The organism is Sandaracinomonas limnophila (genome assembly GCF_004005965.1).
Classification (GTDB): Bacteria; Bacteroidota; Bacteroidia; order Cytophagales; family Spirosomataceae; genus Sandaracinomonas; species Sandaracinomonas limnophila.
This window is the reverse complement of record NZ_SACY01000005.1, coordinates 149,907-176,595: the sequence shown is the minus strand read 5'-3', so window position 1 is coordinate 176,595 and position 26,689 is coordinate 149,907. Positions and strand designations below refer to the sequence as shown.

At 37.1% G+C, this 26,689-nt stretch carries 22 protein-coding genes; 20 read left to right on the top strand and 2 right to left on the bottom strand.

All coding sequences use genetic code 11. The annotated features are described in order from the left end of the window. Complete coding sequence (panD, locus tag EOJ36_RS10840) at window positions 1-351, top strand: aspartate 1-decarboxylase (RefSeq protein ID WP_127805259.1); 351 nt, start codon at window positions 1-3, stop codon at window positions 349-351. A gap of 153 nt (window positions 352-504) precedes the next feature. Here panD and panB read toward each other — a convergent pair whose 3' ends face one another. After that, window positions 505-1,320 (bottom strand): 3-methyl-2-oxobutanoate hydroxymethyltransferase, encoded by an 816-nt coding sequence (gene panB, locus EOJ36_RS10835; RefSeq protein ID WP_127805258.1) that lies wholly within the window; start codon window positions 1,318-1,320, stop codon window positions 505-507. Then, window positions 1,317-2,174: a pantoate--beta-alanine ligase gene (panC, locus tag EOJ36_RS10830; RefSeq protein ID WP_127805256.1), complete on the bottom strand. Its 858-nt coding sequence runs from the start codon at window positions 2,172-2,174 to the stop codon at window positions 1,317-1,319. Before panC ends, panB begins: the two co-directional genes overlap by 4 nt. Window positions 2,175-2,205: 31 nt before the next feature. Here panC and coaBC point away from each other — a divergent pair, with 31 nt between their 5' ends. From coaBC to EOJ36_RS10735, 19 genes are all read left to right on the top strand, one after another. Further along, window positions 2,206-3,414 carry a bifunctional phosphopantothenoylcysteine decarboxylase/phosphopantothenate--cysteine ligase CoaBC gene (gene coaBC / locus EOJ36_RS10825; protein ID WP_238944479.1) on the top strand — a complete coding sequence of 403 codons (1,209 nt, stop codon included), beginning with the start codon at window positions 2,206-2,208 and terminating at the stop codon, window positions 3,412-3,414. A gap of 17 nt (window positions 3,415-3,431) precedes the next feature. Further along, complete coding sequence (locus EOJ36_RS10820) at window positions 3,432-4,103, top strand: TetR/AcrR family transcriptional regulator (protein WP_127805254.1); 672 nt, start codon at window positions 3,432-3,434, stop codon at window positions 4,101-4,103. A gap of 152 nt (window positions 4,104-4,255) precedes the next feature. Then, a complete protein-coding gene (locus tag EOJ36_RS10815; RefSeq protein WP_127805252.1) occupies window positions 4,256-5,023 on the top strand; it encodes a hypothetical protein in 768 nt (255 codons plus the stop codon). 11 nt (window positions 5,024-5,034) lie between these two features. After that, window positions 5,035-6,201 carry a sialidase family protein gene (locus tag EOJ36_RS10810; protein WP_127805250.1) on the top strand — a complete coding sequence of 389 codons (1,167 nt, stop codon included), beginning with the start codon at window positions 5,035-5,037 and terminating at the stop codon, window positions 6,199-6,201. 458 nt (window positions 6,202-6,659) lie between these two features. After that, on the top strand, window positions 6,660-7,919 hold the full coding sequence (locus EOJ36_RS10805) for an NRAMP family divalent metal transporter (protein ID WP_127805248.1): 1,260 nt from the start codon (window positions 6,660-6,662) through the stop codon (window positions 7,917-7,919). A 175-nt stretch (window positions 7,920-8,094) separates the two neighbouring features. Further along, a complete protein-coding gene (locus EOJ36_RS10800) occupies window positions 8,095-8,853 on the top strand; it encodes a hypothetical protein (protein WP_127805246.1) in 759 nt (252 codons plus the stop codon). Between the two features lie 103 nt (window positions 8,854-8,956). Further along, window positions 8,957-9,850, top strand: coding sequence for a helix-turn-helix domain-containing protein (locus EOJ36_RS10795; protein ID WP_238944478.1), 894 nt, complete (start codon window positions 8,957-8,959; stop codon window positions 9,848-9,850). A 45-nt stretch (window positions 9,851-9,895) separates the two neighbouring features. After that, window positions 9,896-10,882 carry an aldo/keto reductase gene (locus EOJ36_RS10790; RefSeq protein ID WP_127805244.1) on the top strand — a complete coding sequence of 329 codons (987 nt, stop codon included), beginning with the start codon at window positions 9,896-9,898 and terminating at the stop codon, window positions 10,880-10,882. 14 nt (window positions 10,883-10,896) lie between these two features. Then, window positions 10,897-12,018 carry a helix-turn-helix domain-containing protein gene (locus EOJ36_RS10785; protein WP_127805242.1) on the top strand — a complete coding sequence of 374 codons (1,122 nt, stop codon included), beginning with the start codon at window positions 10,897-10,899 and terminating at the stop codon, window positions 12,016-12,018. Between the two features lie 110 nt (window positions 12,019-12,128). Beyond that, the gene (locus tag EOJ36_RS10780) at window positions 12,129-12,863 is read left to right on the top strand and encodes a hypothetical protein (protein WP_127805240.1); all 735 of its coding nucleotides are present in this window, start codon (window positions 12,129-12,131) and stop codon (window positions 12,861-12,863) included. A gap of 33 nt (window positions 12,864-12,896) precedes the next feature. Beyond that, entirely contained in the window at window positions 12,897-17,513 is a 4,617-nt protein-coding gene (locus EOJ36_RS10775) for a beta strand repeat-containing protein (protein ID WP_127805238.1), read from the top strand. A gap of 42 nt (window positions 17,514-17,555) precedes the next feature. Beyond that, window positions 17,556-19,061 carry an SUMF1/EgtB/PvdO family nonheme iron enzyme gene (locus EOJ36_RS10770; RefSeq protein ID WP_127805236.1) on the top strand — a complete coding sequence of 502 codons (1,506 nt, stop codon included), beginning with the start codon at window positions 17,556-17,558 and terminating at the stop codon, window positions 19,059-19,061. 92 nt (window positions 19,062-19,153) lie between these two features. Continuing rightward, a complete protein-coding gene (locus EOJ36_RS10765) occupies window positions 19,154-19,582 on the top strand; it encodes a hypothetical protein (protein ID WP_127805234.1) in 429 nt (142 codons plus the stop codon). Window positions 19,583-19,654: 72 nt separating this feature from the next. Further along, window positions 19,655-20,884, top strand: coding sequence for a PQQ-dependent sugar dehydrogenase (locus EOJ36_RS10760; protein WP_127805232.1), 1,230 nt, complete (start codon window positions 19,655-19,657; stop codon window positions 20,882-20,884). A 56-nt stretch (window positions 20,885-20,940) separates the two neighbouring features. Further along, complete coding sequence (locus EOJ36_RS10755; RefSeq protein ID WP_127805230.1) at window positions 20,941-23,556, top strand: DUF7133 domain-containing protein; 2,616 nt, start codon at window positions 20,941-20,943, stop codon at window positions 23,554-23,556. Window positions 23,557-23,569: 13 nt separating this feature from the next. Next, window positions 23,570-24,670, top strand: coding sequence for a sugar phosphate isomerase/epimerase family protein (locus tag EOJ36_RS10750; protein ID WP_127805228.1), 1,101 nt, complete (start codon window positions 23,570-23,572; stop codon window positions 24,668-24,670). 1 nt (window position 24,671) lies between these two features. Beyond that, complete coding sequence (locus tag EOJ36_RS10745; RefSeq protein WP_127805226.1) at window positions 24,672-25,457, top strand: SDR family NAD(P)-dependent oxidoreductase; 786 nt, start codon at window positions 24,672-24,674, stop codon at window positions 25,455-25,457. 3 nt (window positions 25,458-25,460) lie between these two features. Further along, window positions 25,461-26,216, top strand: coding sequence for an SDR family NAD(P)-dependent oxidoreductase (locus EOJ36_RS10740; protein WP_127805224.1), 756 nt, complete (start codon window positions 25,461-25,463; stop codon window positions 26,214-26,216). Window position 26,217: 1 nt separating this feature from the next. Beyond that, window positions 26,218-26,688, top strand: a complete 471-nt coding sequence (locus tag EOJ36_RS10735) for a gluconate 2-dehydrogenase subunit 3 family protein (protein WP_127805222.1) — start codon at window positions 26,218-26,220, stop codon at window positions 26,686-26,688. Window position 26,689 lies beyond the last annotated feature (1 nt).

The window sequence follows — 26,689 nt, the reverse complement described above, 5'->3', positions numbered from 1 at the left end:
ATGTACCAAATTCAAATTTTAAAGTCAAAAGTTCATCGTGTAAAAGTAACTGAAGCCAATATTGACTATGTTGGTAGCCTTACTTTAGATGAAGATTTGATGGATGCTGCCAATATGGTAGAACACGAAAAAATCCAAGTTGTGAACATCAATAATGGTGAACGATTAGAAACCTATTTGATCAAAGGAAAGCGTGGGTCTGGAATTGTTTGTCTGAATGGTCCTGCTGCAAGAAAAGCAGTTGTAGGTGATATCGTGATTATTATTTCTTATGGTATTATGGATTTTGAGCTGGCTAAGACCTTTACTCCGACGGTAATATTTCCGAACGAAGAAAACCTGCTTAAGTGAAAAGTTGAAAGTTGAAAGTGGAAAGTGAAAATTTATAAGTTTATTGATTGGAAATAAAATATTTTTTCAGTTGGGGAAATGCATTCCCCTTACCCCCTGCAATTTAAGTGTTTTTTATAAAAGTAATTTGATAAAATTGACCATTCTCCTTCCTCAGTACCCTTCCTTTTCATTTGGGAATTGGCTTGATTTAACGTCATCAATATAACTTTTCACTGCATTACCCATTAATTCTTCTAAATTGAGGTATTTGCGTACAAATTTGGGGTGGAAATCATTCGTGAGTCCCAGCATGTCGTGGACAACCAAAACTTGACCGTCACAAGCAGGACCCGCACCTATACCAATAATCGGTACATGAGAAGTGTTTGTGATTTCCCTTGCTAATTCTGCGGGAATTTTTTCTAATACAATAGAGAAACAACCTGCATTTTGCAATAATTCGATATCAATTTTTAATTTATCTGCCTCTTCTTTCTCCTTTGCTCTTACTGCATACGTACCAAATTGATAAATGCTTTGGGGAGTTAAACCTAAATGTCCCATTACAGGAATTCCAGCACCAACTATTTTTTTAATACTGTCAATTATTTCTAAACCACCTTCCATTTTTACGGCATGCGCTCCTGTTTCTTTCATAATTCTTATTGCAGAAGCTAAGGCAATTTCAGGATTGCTTTGGTATGATCCAAAGGGCAAATCAACAACTACTAATGCTCTTTCACTTCCTCTGACTACGCATTGCGCATGGTAAATCATTTGGTCTAATGTAATAGGTAGGGTAGTCTCATGACCTGCAATTACATTGCTTGCACTGTCGCCCACCAACAAAACATCAATTCCCGAGCGATCTAATATTTTTGCCATCGAATAGTCGTAGCAAGTTAACATAGAGATTTTTTCACCGCGCGACTTCATGATTTGAAGGCTTTGAGTAGTAATTTTTTTGAATTCTTTATGAATGCTCATGATCTAAAAAGGTAATTATCTATCAATCTCACTTCTCCCAAATGTGCCGCAACAATCAAAACCATTTTGTCTTGTATTTTGTCAATTTTTACCATTTGTTCGGGTTCCACAAATGCAATGTATTCCACTTTTGAAAATCCATTTGCCAATAATAATTTTTCCATATTTTGGCATAAATTATCTAAGGATTTTTCTCCTTTAGAAAGTTCAAGTTTTACTTGTTGAAATCCTTTATAAATGCTTGTTGCTTGTAGGCGTTCTTCTGGACTTAATCTCAAATTCCTACTACTCATTGCTAGTCCATCGGTTTCTCTAAGTGTTGGGCCAGCTATTATTTGAATCCATTGCAAATCTTTTTTTACTTGCAGCATTTGTTTCAAAATAGCAACTTGTTGGAAATCCTTTTGTCCCAAAAACAAAGTATCTGGCTCAACTAATAGAAGTAATTTTTCTACAATCTGACAAACCCCTTGGAAATGTCCCGGCCGAAATTCTCCTTCCCAGCGATGTTCGATTGCTCCTAATTCATATTTTTCCTTAAGCTGTACACCTTCAGGATACATTTCTGAAACCTCTGGAAGAAATAATACTTGACAGCCCGACGCCCTCAATAGTTGAATATCTCTTTCAATTGTTATCGGATATTTCTCAAAATCTTGGGTATTTGTGAATTGTGTCGGATTGATAAAAATGCTACATACCGTTGTTTCGTGATCTTTTTTCGATAAATTGATGAGCGAAAGATGGCCCTCGTGCAAAGCTCCCATTGTGGGGACAAATCCGATTTTTTCACCCAATCTTCTCCTATTAAGAAGGTACTGGTTTAAATCATTTTTTGTTTTAAAGATTAACATAGGACGGAATTTGAGGCAAAAGTATTTATTTTTGTACAAATCCGCATCATTTGTGTTAAAAGGTAAAAAAATTATTCTGGGAATTTCTGCAAGTATAGCTGCTTACAAAGCTATATTATTGCTTCGCTTATTAAAAAAAGAGGGAGCAGAAGTTCGGGTAGTAATGACAGAATCTTCCAAAAATTTTGTCTCTCCCTTGGTACTTTCTACTTTATCTGAAAATGCAGTATGGTCCGATTTTCAAAATCAAAACGTGTGGAATAATCATGTTGAATTAGGCCTTTGGGCAGATGCCATGGTCATTGCACCAGCAACTGCAAATACAATTTCTAAAATGGCATCTGGTTTGTGTGATAATATCCTAATGGCCACTTATTTGTCGGCAAGGTGTCCCATTTTTATTGCACCTGCCATGGATGAGGACATGTTTAAGCATCCGACAAGTACTCAAAATCTTGACAAATTAAAATCCTTTGGATATCAAATTATTCAACCTGGAAATGGGTTTTTAGCCAGCGGGCTAATAGGTGATGGTCGACTGGCAGAGCCCGAAGAAATTGTTTCAGTTTTAGAAGAACTAATTGGGCGAAGCAATGAGCTAAGAGGAAAGAAAGTATTAATTAATGCCGGACCCACTCAAGAAGCCATAGATCCTGTTCGATACATTACCAATCACTCTTCCGGAAAAATGGGAATAGCATTGGCAGAAGCTGCTTACCAAAAAGGGGCTGAAGTGGAATTAGTTTTAGGACCTACTCATTTACGTCCAAAGTTTAAAGGGATAAATGTAAAAACAATAATTTCAGCAGATGAAATGTTAATTCAAATGTTGGAATTATTTGATTCAAGTGATATTGTCATTGGTGCTGCGGCAGTTGCAGATTATAAACCAGATGAAATAAAATCTGAAAAATTCAAGAAAAAGGCAAAAGATTGGAACCTTAAATTAGTGAAAAATCCAGATATTTTAGGAGTTCTTGGCTCAAAGAAAACCCATCAAAAAGTAATAGGATTTGCTTTGGAAACTCAGGATGAAGAAATAAATGCACTAACCAAATTGAAAGCAAAAAATTTAGACGCCATTGTTTTGAATTCTTTGAAAATTTCTGGTGCCGGATTTTCAACTGACACAAATCATGTAATAATGTTTTTTGAAAATGGAATTAAGAAAGAATTTCCTTTAAATTTAAAAACTCAAATTGCGAATCAAATTTTTGATTCAATTCTTGAATTATACTAGGTGTCTAAATTGTTAATATGGTAAAGTCTAATTTAACGAAGGGGGAGCAAAGCAGATTAAATCTGATTAACTCGAGTAGAGAAATTTTTAATGAATTTGGACTTGATTTACGAATCAAAGATTTGGCAGATAAAATGGGGGTAAAAACAAGTATGATTACAAACCATTTTCCTCCTAAAGTGATGTTGATTCGAGCTATTTCTGAAGAATATGAAGAAAAAGTAAGCGCTAAAATCCCTCAAATTGTTAATCCAGAAAATATTGAGTTGGTAGATTTAATTCGTATGAGCTCTTGTCTTATGGATATTCAATTGGAATATGTTTGTACAATTATGTTTCATTTGACTTATAATACGAATACACTCGAGGAAAAACAAAAAACAAAATTTTGGTATTTGAATCGTAAAAATACTATTCACTATTTCATGTCTAAATTAGTTGAAAAGGGAGTTGTGAAAAAAGATATTTTGGAACCTGAAAAATTTGATTTATTTATTCATAGTTTTTTTATTTTAAGTATTCACTGGTTAAATAATTTTTTGGCTTACGATTTTGATAAAGATTATAAAGAGGTTAAACCATTATATTTAAAGGCTAAATACGATCTTTGTTGGCCATATTTAACTGAAAAAGGATTAAAGGAATATGATTTAATTAATTTTTCAGCTGAATGTTGTTATTTAAATTAAATAAAATAAAAAAATATTTTTTTTATTACTATATTTGTTTGATTTATAGAGTGATATATTTTATAAATCATTTAGATACTAGTATTTAAATGCCAATTCTAATTAGAGTTGGCATTTTTGTTTTAGGGCAGGAATTCAAGTAGATTTGCACTATGAAGTATATTTTGCTATTCCTTTCTTGCATTTTTTCTAATGCATTGTTTGCTCAAAAATCGGATTCCACACAAACAGAAGTTCAATATTCGGCGGACATTATTTTTAACAATAATGGGATTTCTCGCATTCCAAGTTTGTCGTTGATGAAACCCGCTGCCCAATTCAATTTATTTTACATTCACAATCGTTGGATCATTGATCCTCAGTTTTTCTTTTCTGCTGAATTAAAACCCTGGATTAATAATTATTGGGTGCATTATAAAATGATTGATAAACCGAACTGGAATTTAGTGGGTGGTGGATCTTTAATGGTGACCTATAAAACTGTTTCTGCAAACATAAATAATGTGGTTCAAGATCGCTTGATAGGTAATAGGTATCTCGATTTTGACCTCCTTTTTACTAAAAAGTTGAATTCGAAATTATCCTTTAGTGTGTATTACATGGTGGCGAAAGGTATTGAGGAAACCTCCTTCAATAATTTAAATTTCTTTGCCTTAAGTTTACCATTTTCAAATATTTCACTGGGGCCAAAATTGAAATTAAAATCTTCTCCACAGATTTATTATTTGCAACAAGGAGAAATGAAGGGCTATTATTTTTCCGATACCTTTGGAATCCGAACGCCTGGAAGAGCCTTGGGATTATTCGGCATGTTTACTTTCCCCTTTGAAACAAATTTTGTGCCAAATAATGGATTTATTTGGAGTTTAGGTTTAAATTGTGTGGTAGGTGGTAAATACCTTAAGAAAAATGCTATTTAATTCGTAACAATATGAAAAAGATTACCTTGTTAATTGGACTAATTTTATCAGTTCAGACGTTAATTGCGCAAAATATTTCAACAGATCCTGCTGTGCAATCGAGTACACCAAATTTTGTTACATTACCGAAAGGAGATGTTGTATTGTCTTGGTCGGAAAAGGCCTCTGACGGAAAAACTGCCTTTTGTATGGCTGTTTCAAAAGATAAAGGATCCACCTTTTCCAATAAAAAAATCATTACTTCTAGTTATGGATTTGGAAATAATCGTTTGATGAAAGCCAAAGTTTTGGGTAAAAAAGATGGTTCTTTGGTGGCAGTTTTTATGGATAATCCAGCAGCTCAGCCAGGCAAACCATCTCGTGGTGGACAAGTTTATTTTGCTGTTTCCAAAGATCAAGGAAATACATGGTCTGCACCAGAAGCAGTAGATCAAGATCCTACTCCAGGGTTGATGCGTGGATTTTTTGATGCAGTGGTGATGGCCAATGATGAAATTGCAGTGGTTTATTTGAAGGATGTTAAAGGTAGTACCAAGCACGAGGAACGAGATTTACGTATTTCAATGACGAAAAATGGCAAATTTCAAGCAGAGAAATTATTAGATGCGGTCGTTTGCGATTGCTGTAACATTGGTATGTTGGTAGATTCAAAAGGCGTATTAAATGTTTATTATCGCGATAATAACGATGATATTCGTGATTTCTCTCATATCTCTTCAAAAGATAATGGAGTAACTTTTACCAGCGGAAAAAATATCTATAAAGATAATTGGCAGATTGCAGGTTGTCCTCACAACGGAGCTTTCCCAGTAGAATATAAGGGTCAAAATTTAGTAGCTTATTTTACTGGAGCTGAAACCGATAGAGGCGTGAAGTTGGTTTCTGAACAAGGAAAGAAAATAACTACTCCTAATGAGGCATCTGCTAAAAACTTCGGAGTTTCATCAGATGGACAAAAATTGGTATTCTTTTGGGAGCAAACCAATGCACAAACGAATCAAACTAATTTAGCTTACCAGGTTATTTCTGGCTCAAATGTTTCTGCCAATAAATTGATGACAACTCCTGCAGGCGCTGCAAATGCAAGTATTTATTTCTATGGTAATGCTGCTAAAGTTGCGTATGAAGTGAAAGTAGATGGGAAGACGAAAGTGGAGCTTTTGAATTATGAATTATAAATTATGAATTATTAGGTAAGAGGTATGAGGTAAGAGGTAAGAGGTATGAGGTATGAGGTAAGAGGTATGAGGTAAGAGGTAAGAGGTAAGAGGTAAGAGGTAAGAGGTAAGAGGTAAGAGGTAAGAGGTAAGAGGTTAGAGGTGGTGCCTGAGGCTGAGCGTTGACAAGAAACTCGAGGGCAGTTTATTGAAGCCCGGAGGGCTTCACTTGCTTAGCCCGGTGCGAAGCTCCGGGAAATAAATAATTTTGCAACGAACCCCCGCATGGGTTCAATTTTGGATAGCCCGGTGCGAAGCTCCGGGAAAAAAATAATTTTGCAACGAACCCCGCAGGGGTTCAATTTTAGATAGCCTGGTGCGAAGCTCCGGGAAATAAATAATTTTGCAACGAACCCCGCAGGGGTTCAATTTTAGATAGCCTGGTGCGAAGCTCCAGGAAAAAGAAAATAATTAAATCTGTGAAATCAGCAAAATCTGCGGTTCTAAGTGCTATTAGGAAAATGGGTCCGGGGATTGTAACCGGAGCATCAGACGATGACCCTTCTGGAATAGCTACTTATTCTCAAGCAGGAGCTGCCTATGGATTAAATACACTTTGGACAGGAATTTTGGCTTTCCCATTGATGTCGGCCATTCAGAAAATGTGTGCAAAGATTGGTTTGGTGACGAACCAAGGCCTAACTGGAACGCTAAAAAAACATTATCCCAGACCCGTTTTATATTTAATGTTGCTGTTTTCATTTCCCGCCATTGTGATGAATATTGGGGCTGATATTGCTGGCATGGGAGCGGTAGGGAATTTGCTTTTTCCTCAAATAGAAGCATCTTTTTTCTCGGTATTTTTTACCATCGTGTTGTTAGCATTGATCATCTATTTACCATACCACAAAATTGCTTCTATTTTGAAATACCTCTGCATTGTGATGCTAGTTTATTTTGTGGTTCCGTTTTTATATAAACAAGATTTATCCGAAATTCTACAAGCAACTTTTGTGCCTAAAATTGAATGGAATGAAGAGTTTTTAGCCATTTTAGTGGGTATTTTAGGAACAACTATATCGCCATATCTGTTCTTTTGGCAAGCCTCAGTAGAAGTGGAGGAGATGAACGCCCGACAAAAGAAAGTGTTTGTTAACAAGAAAATTATCAATGAAATAAATTTGGATGTGGATTTTGGTATGACCATTTCCGGATTCGTTATGTATTTCATTATTTTAACCACAGGAACAGTTTTATTTAAAGGGGGTATTCATCAAATTACCACTGTAGAAGAGGCTGCCCAAGCTTTGAGGCCCTTGGCAGGAGATATGGCCTATTTATTATTTGCCATTGGAATTATTGGTACGGGGTTAATAGCTATTCCTGTTCTGAGTGGATCTTTATCCTATATTTTTGCCGAAACTTTCGGCTGGGAGCAAGGGCTTGATAAAAAATTTCATGAAGCCCGTGGATTTTATACGGTAATTGCCATTTCACTTTTGTTGGGTTTATCTTTGAATTATATAGGAATTACTCCTATTCAGGCCTTGATTTACACAGCTATTTTATATGGCATAACAGCACCCATACTCATTGCCATGATTTTGCATATCAGCAATAATAAATCCATAATGGGCCGATTTGTCAATTCAAAAGCATTAAACATCATGGGATTTTTGGCATTATTCATCATGTCGGCTTCTGCCATCTCCTTAGTTTATTTTTATTTCAAAAATTAAAATTGTTTGAAAATTGTAACTTTTTGTTTGAAATTTATAGCAAATTTTAATTTTTTAGTTCGAAATTTGTAATAAATTCTTACCTTATAATTCACAATTAACAATTCATAACTCATAACCCATAACCCATAACCTATAACCCATAACTCATAACCCATAACCCATAACTCATCAAATGCCTAAATTTTTAATACTTTTCATCTGTGTAATCAGTTTCATCAGTTCCATCAGCGGTGCAGATTCCACTTCAGTTCAAAGACATTTTAATGGAAATATCACTGTAACACAAAACGGAATATCCTTGTTACCCAATATGTCGCTGGGTAAACCTGCATTAATTATGGAATATTCTTTAGGTTCTAAAACGTTTGCATTTGAGCCTCAATTACGTTTTTCATTGGATGGAAAGCCATGGTCATTTATTTTCTGGTTCAGAAAGCGAATGAATTGGGATAAGTTTGGTTTGACCTTAGGTTCACATCCTTCGGTAGTTTTTAAACGAGTGTATACCAATGATGCCAATGGCAATGAAATTGAAAATTTGAATGTCCAACAATATTTGGTAGGGGAGATTAATCCAACTTACAAGATTTCAAAAAATACAACATTGGGACTTTATTATCTAACTTCTTTCAAATGGATCAATGCACCGGTAAATCAAACTCAATTTGTTACAGTAAATGCCTTAATTAATAACATTAAATTGGGTGGAGATTTTCGTTTGCGTTTATATCCTCAGGTCTATTTTTTGAAAATGGATGATATTCAAGGGACTTATGCTACAACTAATATTGCCTTGTCGCACCGTAAATCACCTATTTTTATTGCTGCTATCTTAAATCAAAAATTCCAATCTACCATTCCTGGAAAGGATTTTGTGTGGAATGTTAGTTTGGGGTATAGTTTTAATACGAATTGGACAAAACTAAAGTAATTATGAATTATAAATTATGAATTGTGAATGAAAGTTCGAGATTCTTAAATTTTAAAATTAATAACTCATAATTTATAATTCATAATTCATAATTAATATAGCATTGGAAAACCTCTCAGACTTTTACCTCAAAAAATTCAATTGGATACCCGAAGAGGTAACCAAAAACATGGGACATTTCAATGTGTTTCCTGTGTTGAAGTTTGATGCTTCTGTAAAACCCAAACCACTCCCGTACCGTAGACGTGACTTTTATAAGGTTATGTTGGTTTGGGGAGATATTGATGTTTATTATGCGGATAAGGTTATTCCTATTAAAAGACCATCTTTGGTTTTTTCGAATCCACAAATTCCTTATAAATGTGAACGATTAGAAAATACAGAAGGAGGATCCTATTGTATTTTTAATCAGACTTTTTTTGAAGGATTTGGAAATTTAACTCAATATTCCGTTTTTAAACCGGGTGAAAATCATGTGTTTGAGCTGGATGAAAAGCAGTTTGAATTTGTTAAAACTATTTATGCACGCATGCACGAAGAAATTGCTTCTGAATATGTTCATAAATTTGATGCCTTGAGAAATTTGGTGTTTGAGCTTTTGCATGTTGCTATGAAAATGCAACCTGTAGATCAATATGATCGACACCCAATGAATGCCTCTCAGCGGATTTCTGGAATGTTTTTGGAATTATTGGAGCGACAATTCCCAATTGATGAAAACTTTCCAAAAATCCAATTAAAAACACCTTCTGAATTTGCAACTCAATTAAATGTCCATGTAAATCATTTAAATAGGTCTTTGAAAGAAGCAACTTTTAAAACTACTTCCCAAATTATTGCTGAACGTATACTTCAAGAGGCAAAAGTAATGATTAAGCAAAGTAAGATTTCCATAGCAGATATTTCATTTGCGCTGGGCTTTTTAGAGGTTACTCATTTTAATAATTTTTTTAAAAAACATTTAGGGATAAGTCCGTTGAAGTTTAGGAATATGTAATTGATTTTCTCGGCGCCCTGCGCCGAGAAAAATAAAATCTATATTATGAAAACAAGAAAATTAGGTTCACAAGGTTTAGAAGTTTCTTCCATCGGCTTAGGATGTATGGGAATGACCTTTTCGTATGCGCCATTTCCGGATAAGAAGGACTCCATCGAATTGATTAGAAAAGCGTATGAATTAGGTGTAAACTTTTTTGATACAGCAGAAGTGTATGGTCCCTATAACAACGAAGAGTTGTTGGGAGAGTCAATTGCTCCTTTTAGAAAGGATGCAATTGTTGCTACCAAATTTGGATTTCATATAGAAGGAGGAAAAATTTCAGGATTAAATTCTCGTCCAGAGAACATTCGAAAAGTTTGTGATGCATCTTTGCAACGATTAAATGTTGAAAAAATCGATTTATTTTATCAACATAGAGTAGATCCAAATGTTCCTATTGAAGATGTGGCGGGGACTGTTGCGGATTTGGTGAAGGAAGGTAAAGTTTTACATTTTGGACTTTCTGAGGCAGGTGCGCAAACAATCCGCAAGGCGCATCATGTATTTCCAGTATCGGCATTACAAAGTGAATATTCGCTTTGGTACAGAAATCATGAACAAGAAATTTTACCAACTATTTATGAGTTGGGCATTGGTTTGGTTGCATTTAGTCCCTTAGGGAAAGGATTTTTAACAGGTAAAATTGACGAGAAGAGAACCTTTGCAGCAGAGGACATCCGCAATGTCATTCCTCGCTTTTCAGAGGAGGCTAGAATTGCCAATAAGGCCATTTTAGATGCCTTGCAAGAAGTGGCTGAGGAGAAAAAATGTACTCTAGGGCAATTAGCCTTGGCATGGGTTTTAGCTAAACATCCACAAAATGTACCCATTCCAGGTACCACTAAATTACATCGCTTAGAAGAAAATGTTGCTGCTGCTTCAATTAATCTTTCGGGGTCGGATATGCAAAATTTGAATGATATTTCTGAAAAAATTGCGATATTAGGGGCCAGGTATCCAGAAGCAACAGAAAAGGCTACTGGAAGGTAACCTTTTCTGGATTTATGTCAGTAGTATACCAATCCTTGTTAGGAATATTTACAGGTTTTCTAATTTTATTTTTTAATACTAAAAATAAATTTCTTGCCTTTTTTTTTATTTTGGTATTTTTAAATGGAATCAACCATTATTTTTTATACTACTCAGGAGACCCAATCATTATTTCAAATTTGTTGGTCTACCCACTACCTTTTTCATACCTCATTGGACCTTGTTTTTATTTTTATTTGCAAGGACTTTGGGAAACAAAATTGGATTTTAAGCAAAAGGATTATTTACATTTAATACCTTTTGGTATTGCAATCCTTTTGATTTTACCCTTTTCAATTTTATCTAATGAAGTGAAAATTCAAATTGCTTCAGAATTCATACATGGAGAATTGAATATTTTCAAAAATCATAAGGTTGCTGGACTTTCCTTGCAAGGTTTATATGTCCTGCGATTTTTATTTGGTTTTGTGTATACCAGTTATTTTGGAGTACTTACGCTTCGGAAATTGTTTAAAAATCAAATTGAAAATGTGCAAAACCTGAAGATTTGGTTATATGTGTTTATAATTTTTACCATTTTGTTTAACTTGATTTCATTGATAGTTTCAATGAATTACAATCGGAATATTCAACATACAGGACAAAATACAGGAATTGTCGCCTTTAATTTTTTAGGTTTAGTTTTAAATATCTTAGCGTTTTTACACCCCGAGGTTTTATATGGTACAGGTTTGATGAAAACTAAACGCGATAAACCAAAAGGTCCTAAATTAGAAAATTCATTTTCATCTGAGGAAATAAATGAATTTGAAGAAAAATTAAAAACATATATTTTGGATAAACCTTATTTAGATATCAATTTTAATAAAGCCAAGGTTTTAGTAGATTTAAATATTTCTGATAAATTTTTTACTTTTTATTTCAATGACCACTTAGGTGTAAATTTTAATCTTTGGAAATCGGATTTAAGAATTGAAGAAAGTATTCAATTGATCAAACAAAATTACCTGAAATCTAAAACGATTGAGTCTCTTGCAAATCAGGTTGGGTTTCAATCAAGAAATAGTTTTACTGAGGTTTTTAAACAGAAAACCGGATTTTCGCCGTCGCAATACTTGGCAAATGTAAAAAAATAACCTGCCCTTTTAGATTTTTTTAGGGCATGCATTCTTGAAATTAGACTGACTTACATTATCACCTTTTATATTTTGCAAGTAATTATCACTTGTTCAAAATATATCATTTAATGAATCAAAATATTAAGGGGCATTTTTTGCTCGCTAGTTTTCTATTTTGTACCCTATTATTTCAAACCTTTCAATTTTTTGGACAAGGTAAAAACTGGAACATTAGTTTTGGTTCAAACATTACCCGTTACGATTACGTCAACAAAAAAGGAGTTGCGGTTGATTATTTAAAACCCAGCTCAGGGCTTTCCTTTGCCATGGGATTCGATAAGGTAATTATTGATTCGATTGCCATTATGGGTCAAAGTACTAAGTCGGCTCAGTTTTTCTGGACACATAAAACCTTTGCCAAGGTACTGACCAAAATGGAATGGGGCGCAAAAGTTACCCTTAACCAATACAATGCCGTAGGCGATATTCAAAACATGGCCTTCGATTACCAAACTAATTATTTGGGTTTGCAATTAGGTGTGGGCACATTTCAGAGCTTGGGAAGAGATTGGACCCTTCGGTTGAAGGGATATTTATCGCCACAATACCTTGTCCAAGGAAATCAGCGATTAAACGAAAGCACAGGGGTTTCGTATTACGATCTACGAACGGACAATTCATTTAATAATTTGCAAGTTTTTTTAGGTTATGGACTATCGATTGAAAAACAAATCAAAGACCAATTGAGTTTTTTTATGGAGGTGGGCAATCAGCGAACCTTCAAAGGGCACAAAGACGGTGAGGTAAGTCTGAACTTCAACGCGACCAATTTAAACTTCGGCATTAAAATATTTACCTATTAATCGCATCCACTCATTTCGGTAAGCCTTACACAAATGAAAAAAATACTTTTACTTTTAGTCGGATTCTTTTTATCCATTACTGCCTTTTCACAAAGTAAATCCATCAATTACCAAGCGGTGATTATGGACCCAACAGAAATCGATATTCCTGGTAAAACCATTGTAGGGCAACCCCTTTCCAATGGAAACGTGTGTATAAAATTTTCCATTGTGGCAGCAGATGGTTCTTTGGATTACGAAGAAACACAAAACACCCAGACTGACGAATTCGGTTTGGTGAACTTGAATATTGGCGGAGGGACAGTGGCAAATGCCTCTGTGAAAATCACCTTACTTGGAACCGGTACTTATGGCACGTTCAATACCATCAAATGGGATGAGAACAGAAAGAGGCTAAAGGTTTCTGTGAGTTACGATAACTGCGCAAGTTTTACCACGGTTTCTACAGAACTACTGAATTATACTCCTTATGCACTTTATGCAGCTTCGGTCGATTACAAAAATGTGATGGGTGCTCCCACCAACCTTTCCCAATTCAATAACGACAAAGGATTTATTGATTCCAAGGCCCTTGAACCATTAAAAGAAGAAATTAATAAATCGAATGGCACAATTTCTGCCTTGACCACAGCCACGAACACAAAATTCTTGGTAGTTAACCAACAAATTAATGTTTTGGATAGCTTATCGGCAAGTACCCAAAAGAAATTGGCAGGCATAGACAATACCTTAAACGACCATGACGCAAGAATTAATTCTAATACCAGCTCCATTACCCAGACCAATGCAACTTTGAGCAATCAGGTGGGCGGATTACAACAACAAATCACTGCAACCAATTCAACCATCACCCAATTAGGCGAAACCTACGAGGTGGTATCCAATAAATCGAATGCTGCCAACTTAGGAGCAGGAACTCCATCAGCAGAGCTCTATCCGACACAGTATGCTGTTAAATCCTATGTAGACCAAACTGTACAAGATGCAGTAGCCTCTGGTGCACCTGATGCCACGACTTTGGCCAAAGGAAAAGTGAAATTAGCTGGCGATTTAGCAGGTACGGCAGATATGCCAACGGTTCCTGGACTTACAACAAAAGAAAATTTGTCTAACAAATCAACGAGCGTTTCCACAGACGGTTCCTCAGATACGAAATATCCGAGCGTGAAATCGGTTAAAGATTACGTAGATGCCTCCGTGAGTGGCCTTGCCTTTCAAGCTAATTTAGATGCAAAAGCTGATAAAAACTCTCCGAACTTTACAGGAACACCGAATTTACCTACTGGAACAGTTGCTGTTACACAAGCTACCAACGACAATTCTACTAAAATAGCTACCACCGCATTTGTACAAAATGCATTGACGGCTGGAGTGGTAGATGCAGATGCAAGTACTAAAGGAAAAATACAATTAACGGGTGATTTAGGAGGCTCAGCGGGTAATCCAACGGTTCCAGCTTTAGCCAATAAAGAAAACCTTGCCAATAAATCGACTAGTGTAAGCACCGATGCCACTTCAGATACCAAATATCCAAGTGTAAAATCGGTAAAAGACTATGTAGATGCCCAAGTAGCCTCGGCAACTATTGCAGATGCAAGCGCGAGTGTGAAAGGTAAAATTCAATTAGGCGGAGATCTGGCAGGTACAAGTTCAACAGCAGCAAGTCCAGAGATATCTGCCAATGCAATTACGTCTGGAAAGATAAAAGATGGAGAAATTGTCAATGCCGATATTTCTACATCAGCTGCCATTGCTGATTCGAAACTGGCAACCATTTCAACAACAGGTAAAGTAAGTAACTCAGCCACAACAGCCACAAGCGCGAATACAGTTTCAACAATTGTATTAAGAGATGCCAATGGTGATTTTAGTGCGGGAAATATTTCAGCAACATTGACGAATGCCACAGGATTGCCACTTACCTCAGGTGTAACAGGTGTTTTACCCGTTGCTAATGGAGGAACTGGAGCCTCATCCTTAACAGGCTATGTTAAAAGTTCAGGAACAGCAGCATTTACTGCCTCTGCAACTATTCCTGTTGCAGATGTGACAAATGCAGAAACAACAACTAATAAATCTATCAGCGTCACTACAGATGGGACTTCGGATACAAAATATCCGAGTGTAAAGGCGGTGAAATCGTATGTGGATAATCAAATTACCAGCGCAGGAATTTCAGTAGGAGCGGTTGCAGCAAGTTCAACAGGAAATGCCGCAACACTTACGAGTGGAGTTTTGAGTTTAGCTCCAGCAGATGGCACAAATCCAGGAATTTTGACTACTGGGACTCAAACTATTGCAGGTGCAAAGACATTTAATTCTGATTTATTGGTTACGGGTGACATAATCATTGGTAGAGCAAATAGTTCAACCAATGAAACAACCATTTTGGGTGCAAATAGTGCAGGGGGTACTGGTACAGGAAAAAGAAATACTGCAATTGGTCAAGGTACTTTAAGAAGGTATGTGGGTACTGGTTATGATAACAACACAGGTGTTGGGTATAATAACTTAGGAGCTGTAACAACTGGTACACAAAATACTTCGATTGGAGCTGAATCAATGTTGTCCTTACAGACAGGCAATTATAATACGGCTATCGGTGCTCAAACATTAATAAATGCAACGGGGAGTAATAATACTGCATTAGGTTATAGAGCAGGAGAGACGCTAACAACGGGAACCAACATTACCTTGCTAGGATATGGTGCAAATGTGAGTACAAATAGTCTTTCAAACGCTACTGCTATTGGTGCATCTTCAACAGTTAATGCTAGTAATAAAATTCAATTAGGAAATGCATCTGTGACTGCAGTAGCTACTTCCGGAAAATTAACAACGGGGACAATGACCTATCCAAATACAAATGGTTCAAATGGTCAGGTGTTAACTACTGATGGGAATGGAACGGCTAGTTGGATAACCCTTCCTGCTACGAATTTGGCAAGTGCTGTTTCTGGTACACTTCCCATTTCCAGCGGTGGAACTGGTGCGACTTTAAAAGATGCTGCCTTTGATGCACTCTCTCCGATGACTACTTCTGGCGATATGATTTATGGGGGCACATCTGGTACAGGAACTCGATTGGCTAAAGGTACAGATGGTCAGGTACTAACTCTTTCAAGTGGCTTGCCAAGTTGGGAAAATTTACCTCAAAGTGTTTCCGTTGGTTCGGTGTCTGCAAGTTCCTCGGCAAATGCTGCAAGTATAACGAGTGGAGTATTAAGTTTAGCACCAGCTGATGGAACAAATCCCGGAATTTTGACAACTGGAACGCAAACGATTGCAGGTGATAAGACCTTTAATAATGCCGTTTATTTAAATGCAAATTCCGATGGCAGTACCAATAAATTAAAAATTGGTACTGGAGGAAGGACATGGCCAGCTACCTCTGGTACTGTGCAAAATAGTTTAGGATTACGCATACAATCGAATAGCAATGATGTAATGGATTTTGGTATGGCAAGTTTAGCAGGTTGGATTCAAGTTTCAGATGTTTTAAATGTTGGATCAAACTATAATTTACACCTTCAACCGAATGGTGGAAGGGTGGGTATTGGATTTAATTCGTCTTTAACACAAAATGAATTGTTTCAAGTAAACGGAAGTCTTGCTGCTACCTTAATTAATGGTTTGGTTGTAAAAGGAAATGGTTCCAATGTTGTTTTGGGACAAGGTAATGTACTTGCAAGTTTAACCTCTGGTACAAATAATGTGGGTGTAGGCCAATATACTCTAAATTATCTGGATGCTGGGAAAGAAAATTTAGCAATGGGATATAGTGCAATGTATGAAACACGAGGGGGTAATTATAATATAGCGCTTGGACATAATTCTATGTTTAGATTAAATTCTGGTTCAGGTAACACATCTATTGGACATACATCTGGGTATTACAATACGGGTTCAAATAATACATTTTTAGGTTATCAAACTGATGCTAAACCTGGAATTTCTAATGCGATGGCCTTAGGATATGGTACAAAGGTTTACACGAATAATACCATTCGAATAGGTAATTCATCAATAGATTCAGTAATTGTTGCATCTAAAATTACATCTGGTGCTGTTACCTATCCGAATGCTGATGGTACTTCTGGACAAGTGTTGAGTACAAATGGTTCCGGTACTGTTTCGTGGACTACGCTTTCTGCTGGTGGAGTGACATCCGTTGGTGCTGTTTCTGGAACTTCTACTGCCAATGCAGCTAGCATTTCTGGAAATACCTTAAGTCTAGCCCCTGCAGATGGAACTAATCCAGGTATTGTGACGACAGGCGCTCAAACTTTTGCTGGAGATAAAACATTTAGTGGTGCAGTAAGCTCGGCTGCTGCTATAAGTAGTTCAGAAGTAACAGCAAGTTTTACCATCACCGCTGCGAATGCAAGTCAATACAATGGAAATGTAATTATTTGTAATCCTACAAGTGCAATAAATATCACCATAGACAATAGTACGACCATACCAACGGGTTTCAATTTTATGGTGGTACAAAAAAGTGCATCTGCTAATAGAATTAATTTCTTAGCTGGAACTAGCGCCTCCATCGTTAATAGAGGAGGCAATACGGCTACCGGTGGACAATACGCCATCGCAACAATGGTGCATATCGGAAATGGAGTTTTTGTAACATCTGGCGATATGCAATAGGCGATATGAAATAATCGAATAAAAAGTTTAAAATTTTATACAATGAAAAAGTTAGGTTTTCTTTTAAGTTTTGTTCTAGTTTTTGTTCTAAATTCAAAGGCTAATAATTTAATCATGGGTACACCCACCATTAGCGGAAGTACCATAACTTTTACTATTCAGTGGGATAATAGTTGGAAAGTAGCCACAGGTCCATCTAATTGGGATGCTGTTTGGGTGTTTGTGAAAAGACAACATTGCGATCAGCCCAATCAAAATCCATGGACGCATGAAAATCTTTCATCATCTGGTAATACTGTAAACGGAACCCAATTACAAATTGATTTGCCTTCTGACAATAAAGGGGTGTTTATAAGAAGATCAAGCGATGGTATTGGAAATATTTCACAAGCTACTGTAACCCTAACGCTTTCTTCGGCTGTTGGTTCAGACAATATTGGCGTATTTGGAATGGAAATGGTGGCAGTTCCTCAAGGGCAGTTCTATGTGGGGGATGGAAATAATCCTTCTTCTACCAATCGACATAATTTTACAGATGGAAATACTACTAATCCTCTTTTAATCAATTCAGCCAAACAATCTGCTGGATTAGGTGCTAAAACCGTCTATCAAAGTGAAGGATTTGGAAGTTCAGTAGATTTACCAAGTACCTTTCCATTAGGTTACAACAACTATTATTGTATGAAATATGAAATTACAACGGCTCAATATGTTGCTTTTCTAAATACTTTAACTTACAACCAACAATTGAGACTTCAAGAGGATCCAAATTCAACCCCTCCAACTTCAGCAGTGGGTACCGTAATGAATGCTCGTTTCGGGTATCGAATTGAAGTGAAAACCTCCGGAGTATCAACAACAAGTTTAACTCCTGCGGTTTATGGGAATGATGCAGATGACGATAATATTTTTGATGAAAATACGGATGCACTTGGAGTGCCTGTTTCCATCCGAATTAAAGATTTTTTGGCTTATTTAGATTGGGCCGCCTTAAGACCAATGACAGAATTTGAATTTGAAAAGGCATGTAGAGGTCCTTTAACTCCTGTTTTAGATGAATTTGCTTGGGGTACAACAGATATTAATCATCCAGATACCTATTGGAATATTGCAGATAAAGGAAAAAATACAGAATATTTAAATAATTGGGCTCCACTTGGTCCAGCTATGATAGCTCGAAATTGGCTATGGAGAGTTGGAATAGCAGCTACAGGAAGCTCAGATCGTGTACATGCTGGGGCCACTTACTACGGAATATTGGACATGACCGGAAATATTTATGAAAGATGTGTAGGCGGATATAATTTTGACTATTCAACCTTTACAACGGCCAATGGTGATGGTTCGATTACTTCAGAAGCTTATGCGGATGTTGTAGGTTGGCCGATAAGTACCTCAAATAGGGATACCTATGAATCCTATTATATGAGAAGAGGTGCTTCTACTAGTAATTACAATAATTATCAGGTTAGTAGCAGGTCCCAATTGAACTGGGGTGATGGAAATAGAGATATAGCAACAGGTGGTCGTGGTGTAAGGTCCTTTTAATTAAGTGCATGAAATTTTTCAAGTTACTTTTTATAATCTTTTTTCTCTTGGGAATTTCCAAATATTCCCAAGCCCAAATCGCTTTGCCCTCCATGAAAGGGGTATTGAAGTCGGGTGTGGTTCATTCCATGTTTACCGGGGGTATAGGTTATGCAACAAGTGAAAATATAGTTTCTCAAAGTGTTTGTCCCCCCATGGCAGTTGAATCTATCTTTTATGGTGGGACGGGTTATGCTACCAGTGAAAAGTCCATCATACAAAATGTTTGCTTTCCTTTATTGGTTGAAGCTATTTTTTATGGGGGAACAGGTTATGCAACTTCTGAAAAAACAGTTGTTCAAAATAATTGTCCACCTTTAGCCGTTGAATCTATTTTTTATGGCGGAACTGGGTATGCAACTTCTGAAAAAACAGTTATTCAAGCCGCTTGTACACCAATTGCGGTTGAATCAATATTTCTCGGAGGAACAGGTTTTGGAAATAGCAACAATGTTTTGATTCAAACTGTTTGTACCTATTAAACTTTTTTGGAATCCATAAAAAAGCATAGGGATTTCCAAAAAAATCCCTATTTTTCGTAAAATCTATATTTTATGAAAAAGTGTTTATCTCTATTGGCTGTTTCCTTAGTTGGATTTGGCTCATTTGCCCAAGAGGCTGAAATTGTAGTTCCTAAAGGATTCAAAGTTCAACAAATTGCCAAAGATCTTGGAGCAACCCGACAAATCGCCATCACGAAAAAAGGTGAAGTATATGCCAAACTTTCTAAATTAAAGGATGGAAAAGGAATTTATCACTTAGTTGATACGGATAAAAACGGCTATTTAGATAAAAAAGAATTATTTGGCGAATTCCCAGGAACCGGTGTTAAAATTCAAAATGGTTACTTGTACACTTCTTCAAATAAAGGTCTTTATCGATACAAATTAGATGCAAATCAGCAGGTAATAGATAAAAATGCACCTGAAAAAATCATTGATGGTTTGCCAGATCATGGACGTGATAATGCCAAACCATTCGTATTTGATAATTCTGGCCAAAACATCTACATGACTATCGGCTCATGGAACGATCCTTGTCGTGTGCCTGGAACGGGTCAGGGCATGTCTCCTTGTGCCATTCTCGACTCCGCTGGAGGTGTTTGGAAATTCAGTGCCAATAAATTAAATCAAGGTTTTGCAGACGGAGAGCGCTATGTTACTGGTTTGAAAAATGCTGTGGGCATTGATTGGAATCGCGCGACGAATACTTTTTTTGCAACGGGTCATGGGCGTGGACAATTTCATGACTTCTATCCGCAATACTACACGCCTCAAATGAGTCAGGAATTACCTGCCGAAATGTTCTATGAATTTCCCAAAGCTGGCTTAGATGCTGGCTGGCCGTATATTTATTTCGACCAAAAACAAGGCAAGAAAATTCTTGCACCAGAATATGGTGGAGATGGCAAAAAGACTGCTGGAGAAAAGGCTATCGATCCAATTATAGCTTTTCCAGCCCACTTGGGTCCAAATGGTTTGCATTTTTACAGTGGAAAGATGTTTCCAGCTAAATACAAAAATGGTGCGTTCATTGCCTTTCATGCGCAATCATCTGAATTGAAAAAGGGGTATTTTGTAGCATTTGTGCCTTTTAAAAATGGAAAACCATCAGGTAAATGGGAGATTTTTGCTGATAACTTTGCAGGTATTGATTTAGCAAATCCAAGCGGCCCAATTCAACACCGTCCATGCGGACTTGCTGAAGGTCCTGATGGTTCACTTTATGTCTGTGATGATTTGAATGGTAGTATCTATAAAATTACCTATTCATTGAGTAAATAGTCTTTCAGAAATACTTATAAAATTGTATTTTTACTTTGATTCATTGAAAGAAAAGGATGTTGAAGATTCGCCTAATTATTGTATTTGCCTTTTTAAGTTTATTGTTTGTCGCTGCCAAAGAAAACGGTTGGGATGAGTTACGTGAGCCTTCACCAGCTTTATCTGCTGCAGAGGAGTTGAAAACCTTTCAACTTGAACCGAATATGACGGTTGAATTGGTCGCAGAAGAGCCTATGGTTCAGGAACCTGTAGCGCTTTCTTTTGATGAAGATGGTCGATTGTGGGTAGTTGAAATGCGTGGCTTCATGACAGATATCGATGGCAAAGAAGAAAAAGCTAAAAATGGCCGAATTTCTGTTTTGGAGGATCTAAATGGTGATGGTAAGATGGATAAATCTACAATTTACCTAGATAGCCTTGTGATGCCTCGTAGTTTAGGCTTGGTAAAAGGTGGAGCACTCGTAGCAACAGATAAAGCTTTGTATTTGACGAAAGACTTGAATGGCGATTTAAAAGCTGACCAAAAGATTTTGTTGGATTCTACCTATTCAAAAAATGGTTTACCGGAACATGCCGATAATGGCTTGATGCGCAATATGGACAACTGGTACTACAACACGAAATCTCGTTTGCGTTATCGTTTGATTGATGGGACTTGGAAACGTGATAGTACGGAGTTTAGGGGGCAATGGGGTATCTCGCATGACGATTATGGTCGTTTGTTTTATAATTACAATTGGTCGCAATTACATGCCGATTTAGTTCCTGCCAATTATTTGACTCGAAATAAAAACCATACAATTTCCTCTGGAATTGATCATGGTGTTACAAACGATCGCCGTATTTATCCAATTCGACCAACTCCAGCTGTCAATCGTGGCTACATTGCTGGCGTGTTAGATAAAAAGGGAGCCATTTTGGAATTCACCTCTGCCTGTTCGCCATTAGTGCTTCGTTCAGATTTATTTCCAATTACCTATTACGGAAATGCTATAGTTTGTGAACCCGCTGGTAATGTGGTAAAACGAAATGTAGTTTCTGATAAAAACGGAGTGATTTCTGCCGTAGATCCACATCCAGGTAAAGAATTTATTGCCTCCACAGATGAGCGTTTTCGTCCAACGAACCTAGCCCAAGGTCCCGATGGAGCCATTTATGTGACTGATATGTACCATGGTATTATTCAGCACGGTGCTTATATGACACCCTATTTGCGTGAACAAACATTGAAACGCAATTTGGTTTTACCCATTCACATGGGTAGAATTTGGCGCATCCGCCCAAAAAATCCCCATGTGGAAACCACAGGGTCAACCCTTGTGGTTGACCGACATGGGAATAGGCCAACCACAAGGGTTGCCCCTGGGGTTTTATCCACCAAATCCACCAAATCCCTAATCCCATATTTGAATCATCCAAGTGGCTGGTACCGCGACATGGCGCAGCGCCTATTGGTGGAAAGTCAGGATATTTCTATTGTAAAGGATTTGGAGCAATTTATTGCAACTGTAAAAAATCCTGTGGCTAAAATTCACGCGCTTTGGGTTTTGGAGGGTTTGAATAAAAATAATTCGCATTTGTTGGCGAAATTATTAGACAATCCCAATACTAAATTACAAGTACAAGTGTTACAGTTATTGGATAAAACTCCAGGCGCCTATTCAGATAAATCTATTGTTGGGAAATTGGTGAATCTGTCGAAAACTGCCAATCAAGAATTAGCTGTCCAATTGGCATTAAGTGCCGGAAATATTTCCAATGCATCAGCTTTTGAGGTATTGACAAATACTTTGCAAAAATATGCCCAATTGCCCTTGCAACGAGATGCGGTGATGAGCAGTTTGTACCAACGCGAATTTGAATTTTTGCAATTCGCTTGGTCGAAACCTGTTATGAATCCACTCAATACAAATAAGGAGATTTTCTTGGAATTATTGGCAACCTCCCTTTTAAAAAAGAAAAATGCGGCTGAATTAGATGCCTTGGTGCAATTCATCGAAAAGCAAAATTCAAAAGATGCTAAAACCATTGCGTTGGTCAATTCATTAGGTATTCAGGCGGTCCAATTGAGAGGGTCTAACCCCATTCAATTGGCCAAAGAGCCTATTTTTGTCAGTAAAAATACCTTTAATTTGGCCTCAAATCGCATCGGTTCACTAATTGAAATTTTGAATTGGCCTGGAAAAGTGATTACTGCTAAAAAGGAAGAAAAAAGCTTTTTAGATGAAAAGTCAATGAAGCAATTTGCTGTAGGCCGACAAAAATACTTAGCGGTTTGCTCAGGTTGCCATGGAAACGACGGTAAAGGCGTAACACGCTTAGGACCTCCTTTGGCTGGTTCTGATTGGGTCACAGGCGATGAAATGCGATTGTCCCTAATTGTATTGCATGGTTTAGAGGGTGCCATTGAAGTAGCTGGTAAGAAATATGATAAGCCGAATATCCTGCCTGTGATGCCTTCACATTCTACCATGGATGATGGTGACATTGCAGCTATTTTAACGTACATTCGTAATGAATGGGGAAATGCAGGAAGTCCATTGACCGGAAGAAATGTTGCTATGAACAGAGCTTTGTCGCAAGGTAGAGTGAATCCATGGACTCCAAAGGAATTGAATAACTATGTGAATGTCAGAAGGGCGACCGAAAAGGAGTCCCAAGGCAAGAAATAAACCTATAAAACCTATGAAAAGGAACCAAATTCAATCGAATGAACATTCATTCGAGGCTTCTCGCCGTACCTTTTTAAAGCAAAGCGGATTACTTGCTTTTTCGGCATCATCACTAAGCCAAATTGGGAACTTAGTTGGTCGCGAATCGATGGGCATCGTTGTGCACTCCTACGGATTTCGTTGGAATTCAAAAATAAATAGTTCCTCTTATCCAAGTTTTACTAATGCAATTGATTTATTACGACATTGTGCAGAAATTGGTGCAGGTGGAATTCAGGTTGTGGTAAATCAATGGACTTCTGAATTTGCAAAGCAAGTTAAATTAGAAAAAGAAAAGTTGAACATGTTTGTGGAGGCAAGCATTGCCTTGCCAAAATCCAATTCAGATCTTGAACTTTTTGAGAAAAATATTATTTCTGCCAAAGAAGCCGGCATCAAGGTTGCCAGAACTGTTTGTTTACCCACTCGTCGATATGAAACCTTCAAAACCCTAGAGGAATTCAAAACGTTTAAGACTAATTCTATCGCTTCTCTACAAATGGTTGAGCCCATTTTGAGTAAACATAAGGTGAAATTAGCCGTTGAAAACCACAAGGATTGGAAATCTTATGAATTGGTAGAAATTATCAAACAATTAAATTCTAAATACATCGGAGTAACCTTAGATTTTGGCAATAATTTGGCACTTTTAGAGGATCCAAATGAGGTCATTAAAAATTTAGCACCGTTTGTATTTTCTACCCATGTAAAAGATATGGGCTTAGCTACCTATGAGAAAGGGTTTTTGTTGGCTGAAGTGCCTTTAGGAAAAGGAATGATTGATTTAAAAGCAGCAGTGGATTTATGTCGAAAATACAATCCAAAAGTTACTTTTAATTTAGAAATGATTACTCGCGACCCCTTAGAAATACCTTGTTTAGAAAATTCCTATTTGGCAACTTTCGAAAATGCACAAGCTTCTGATGTTACCAAAGCTTTGCAATTGGTAAAATCTAAAGCATTTCCTGGCGTTTTGCCAGGCGTAAAGAATTTGGATGGAGAAGCTAAATTAGCCTTTGAAGAAAAAAATATAATTGATTGTTTAACCTTCGCAAAAGCGAATTTGAATTTATAGGATGGATTACTCCCAATTACCCGGAATTAAATTATTCGACATGAAAGGTCGGGCTGCTATTGTAACTGGTGGCTCAAAAGGACTCGGACTCACCATGGCAGCGGCCATGGCCTCTGCTGGTTGCAATATATTGTTGGTGAATAGAAATGAAACCGAAGGACTTGAAGCCGCACAAGGTTTGGCCAAGGAATATGGAGTTTCAGCATTTTCATTTACGGCTGATGTTCGTAATGAAGTCCAAATGAATGAAATGGCAGCCTATGCCATGGAAGTATTTGGTAGAATCGATGTCTTAATCAACTCAGCTGGAATTAACATTCGCGGTGCAATTGATGAGTTGAGTTATGAAGATTTTACATCTGTGATGGATGTAAACGTAACGGGTACTTGGTTGGCAAGTAGAGCCGTAGTTCCGTTTATGAAAAAAGCAGGGGGAGGCAGTATTATCAATTTGGCAAGCGCTTTGGGATTGGTCGGTTTGTCCAACAGAACCCCTTATTGCTCAAGCAAAGGAGCCGTCACGCAAATGACGCGTTGCTTGTCTATTGAAATGGCACCATTCAATATTCGGGTGAATTCAATTTGTCCGGGACCATTTTTAACTGATATGAACATTCCAATTGCTCATACAGAGGAAGGATTGAAATTTGTAGTAGGTGCCACGGCATTAGGTCGCTGGGGAGAATTAAAAGAAATTCAAGGAGCTGTGCTTTTGCTGGCTTCTGATGCAGGAACGTATATGTATGGAACTAATTTGTCGGTCGACGGCGGTTGGGTAGCAAGATAAAATATGTCATCAAGATTTATAAAACAAACAGCTATTATTTCGGGAGGAGCTGATGGCTTAGGAAAAGGGATTGCCTTACAAATTGCAGAAGAAGGAGGAAATGTTGTTCTGATGGATAATAACCAAAAAACCTTGGACGCAACCGTTGCCGAATTTCAATCAGAGGGTTACCCAGTGATGGGTATTTTGGCAGATGTTTCCAAAGAAGAGGATGTTAAAAAAGTGTACGAACAGGCGGAAGCCAAATTTGGACAAATTCACGTCATGGTGAATTGCGCCGGAATTGTAGGGCCAACTAGTACAAAGATAACTGACTATTCAACCGAAGACTTTGATCGTCTATATCAAGTCAATCAGAAAGGAACCTACTTGATGACCAAATATGCCATTTTCGCTATGGAAAAGCATCAATATGGTCGAATCTTATTACTGGCATCTATGGCTGGTAAGGAGGGAAATCCGGGTATGATTGGTTATTCTGCCTCAAAAGGTGCAGTGATCAGTATTATAAAAGCCATAGGAAAAGAATATGCCACTTCTGGAATTGCTATCAATGGGTTAGCTCCAGCAGTGATCAAAACAGCCATGAATGCTGATACAGATCCCAAACAATTGGAATACATGGTAGCAAAAATACCGATGGGACGATTGGGAGAGATTGAAGAAGTAGCCAAGATTTCTGCTTGGATCGTTTCCCCAGAATGTACCTTTACCACAGGATTTTTATTTGATATTTCAGGCGGTAGAGCCACTTATTAAGATGAAAAGAAGAGAACTTATTAAAGGAATAGGCCTTGGCGCATTGATTTTTCCTGTAACCGCTTGGTCGAAGGAAATGTTTGAGCACAATTCCTATTTAGACAATCAATCGAAAGCTATATTGGATTTGATTAGCAGTACCTTCATTCCCGAAGGAAAGCAAAAAGGAGCAAAAGGAGTGGGGGTTGTATTGTATCTAGATCGATACGTTCAAGACTGTTTAAACAAAAATGAACAAGAAAAAGTTCAATCGGGTATTGATTTTCTGAAAACTCAAGGATTTGCCTTGAAAAGTCAGGCTGAACGAGAGCAAATGCTTCTTAGTTTGAAAGGCAATGAGAGTCAACAATGGTTTTATGATTTTGTTCGAAATCAAACTATTTTAGCCTATACCAATTCGGAATATGTTCAAACGAACTTTTATGGATATGTAATGGCACCTGGATTTTTTAAAGGTTGTGAAAAAGTATAGA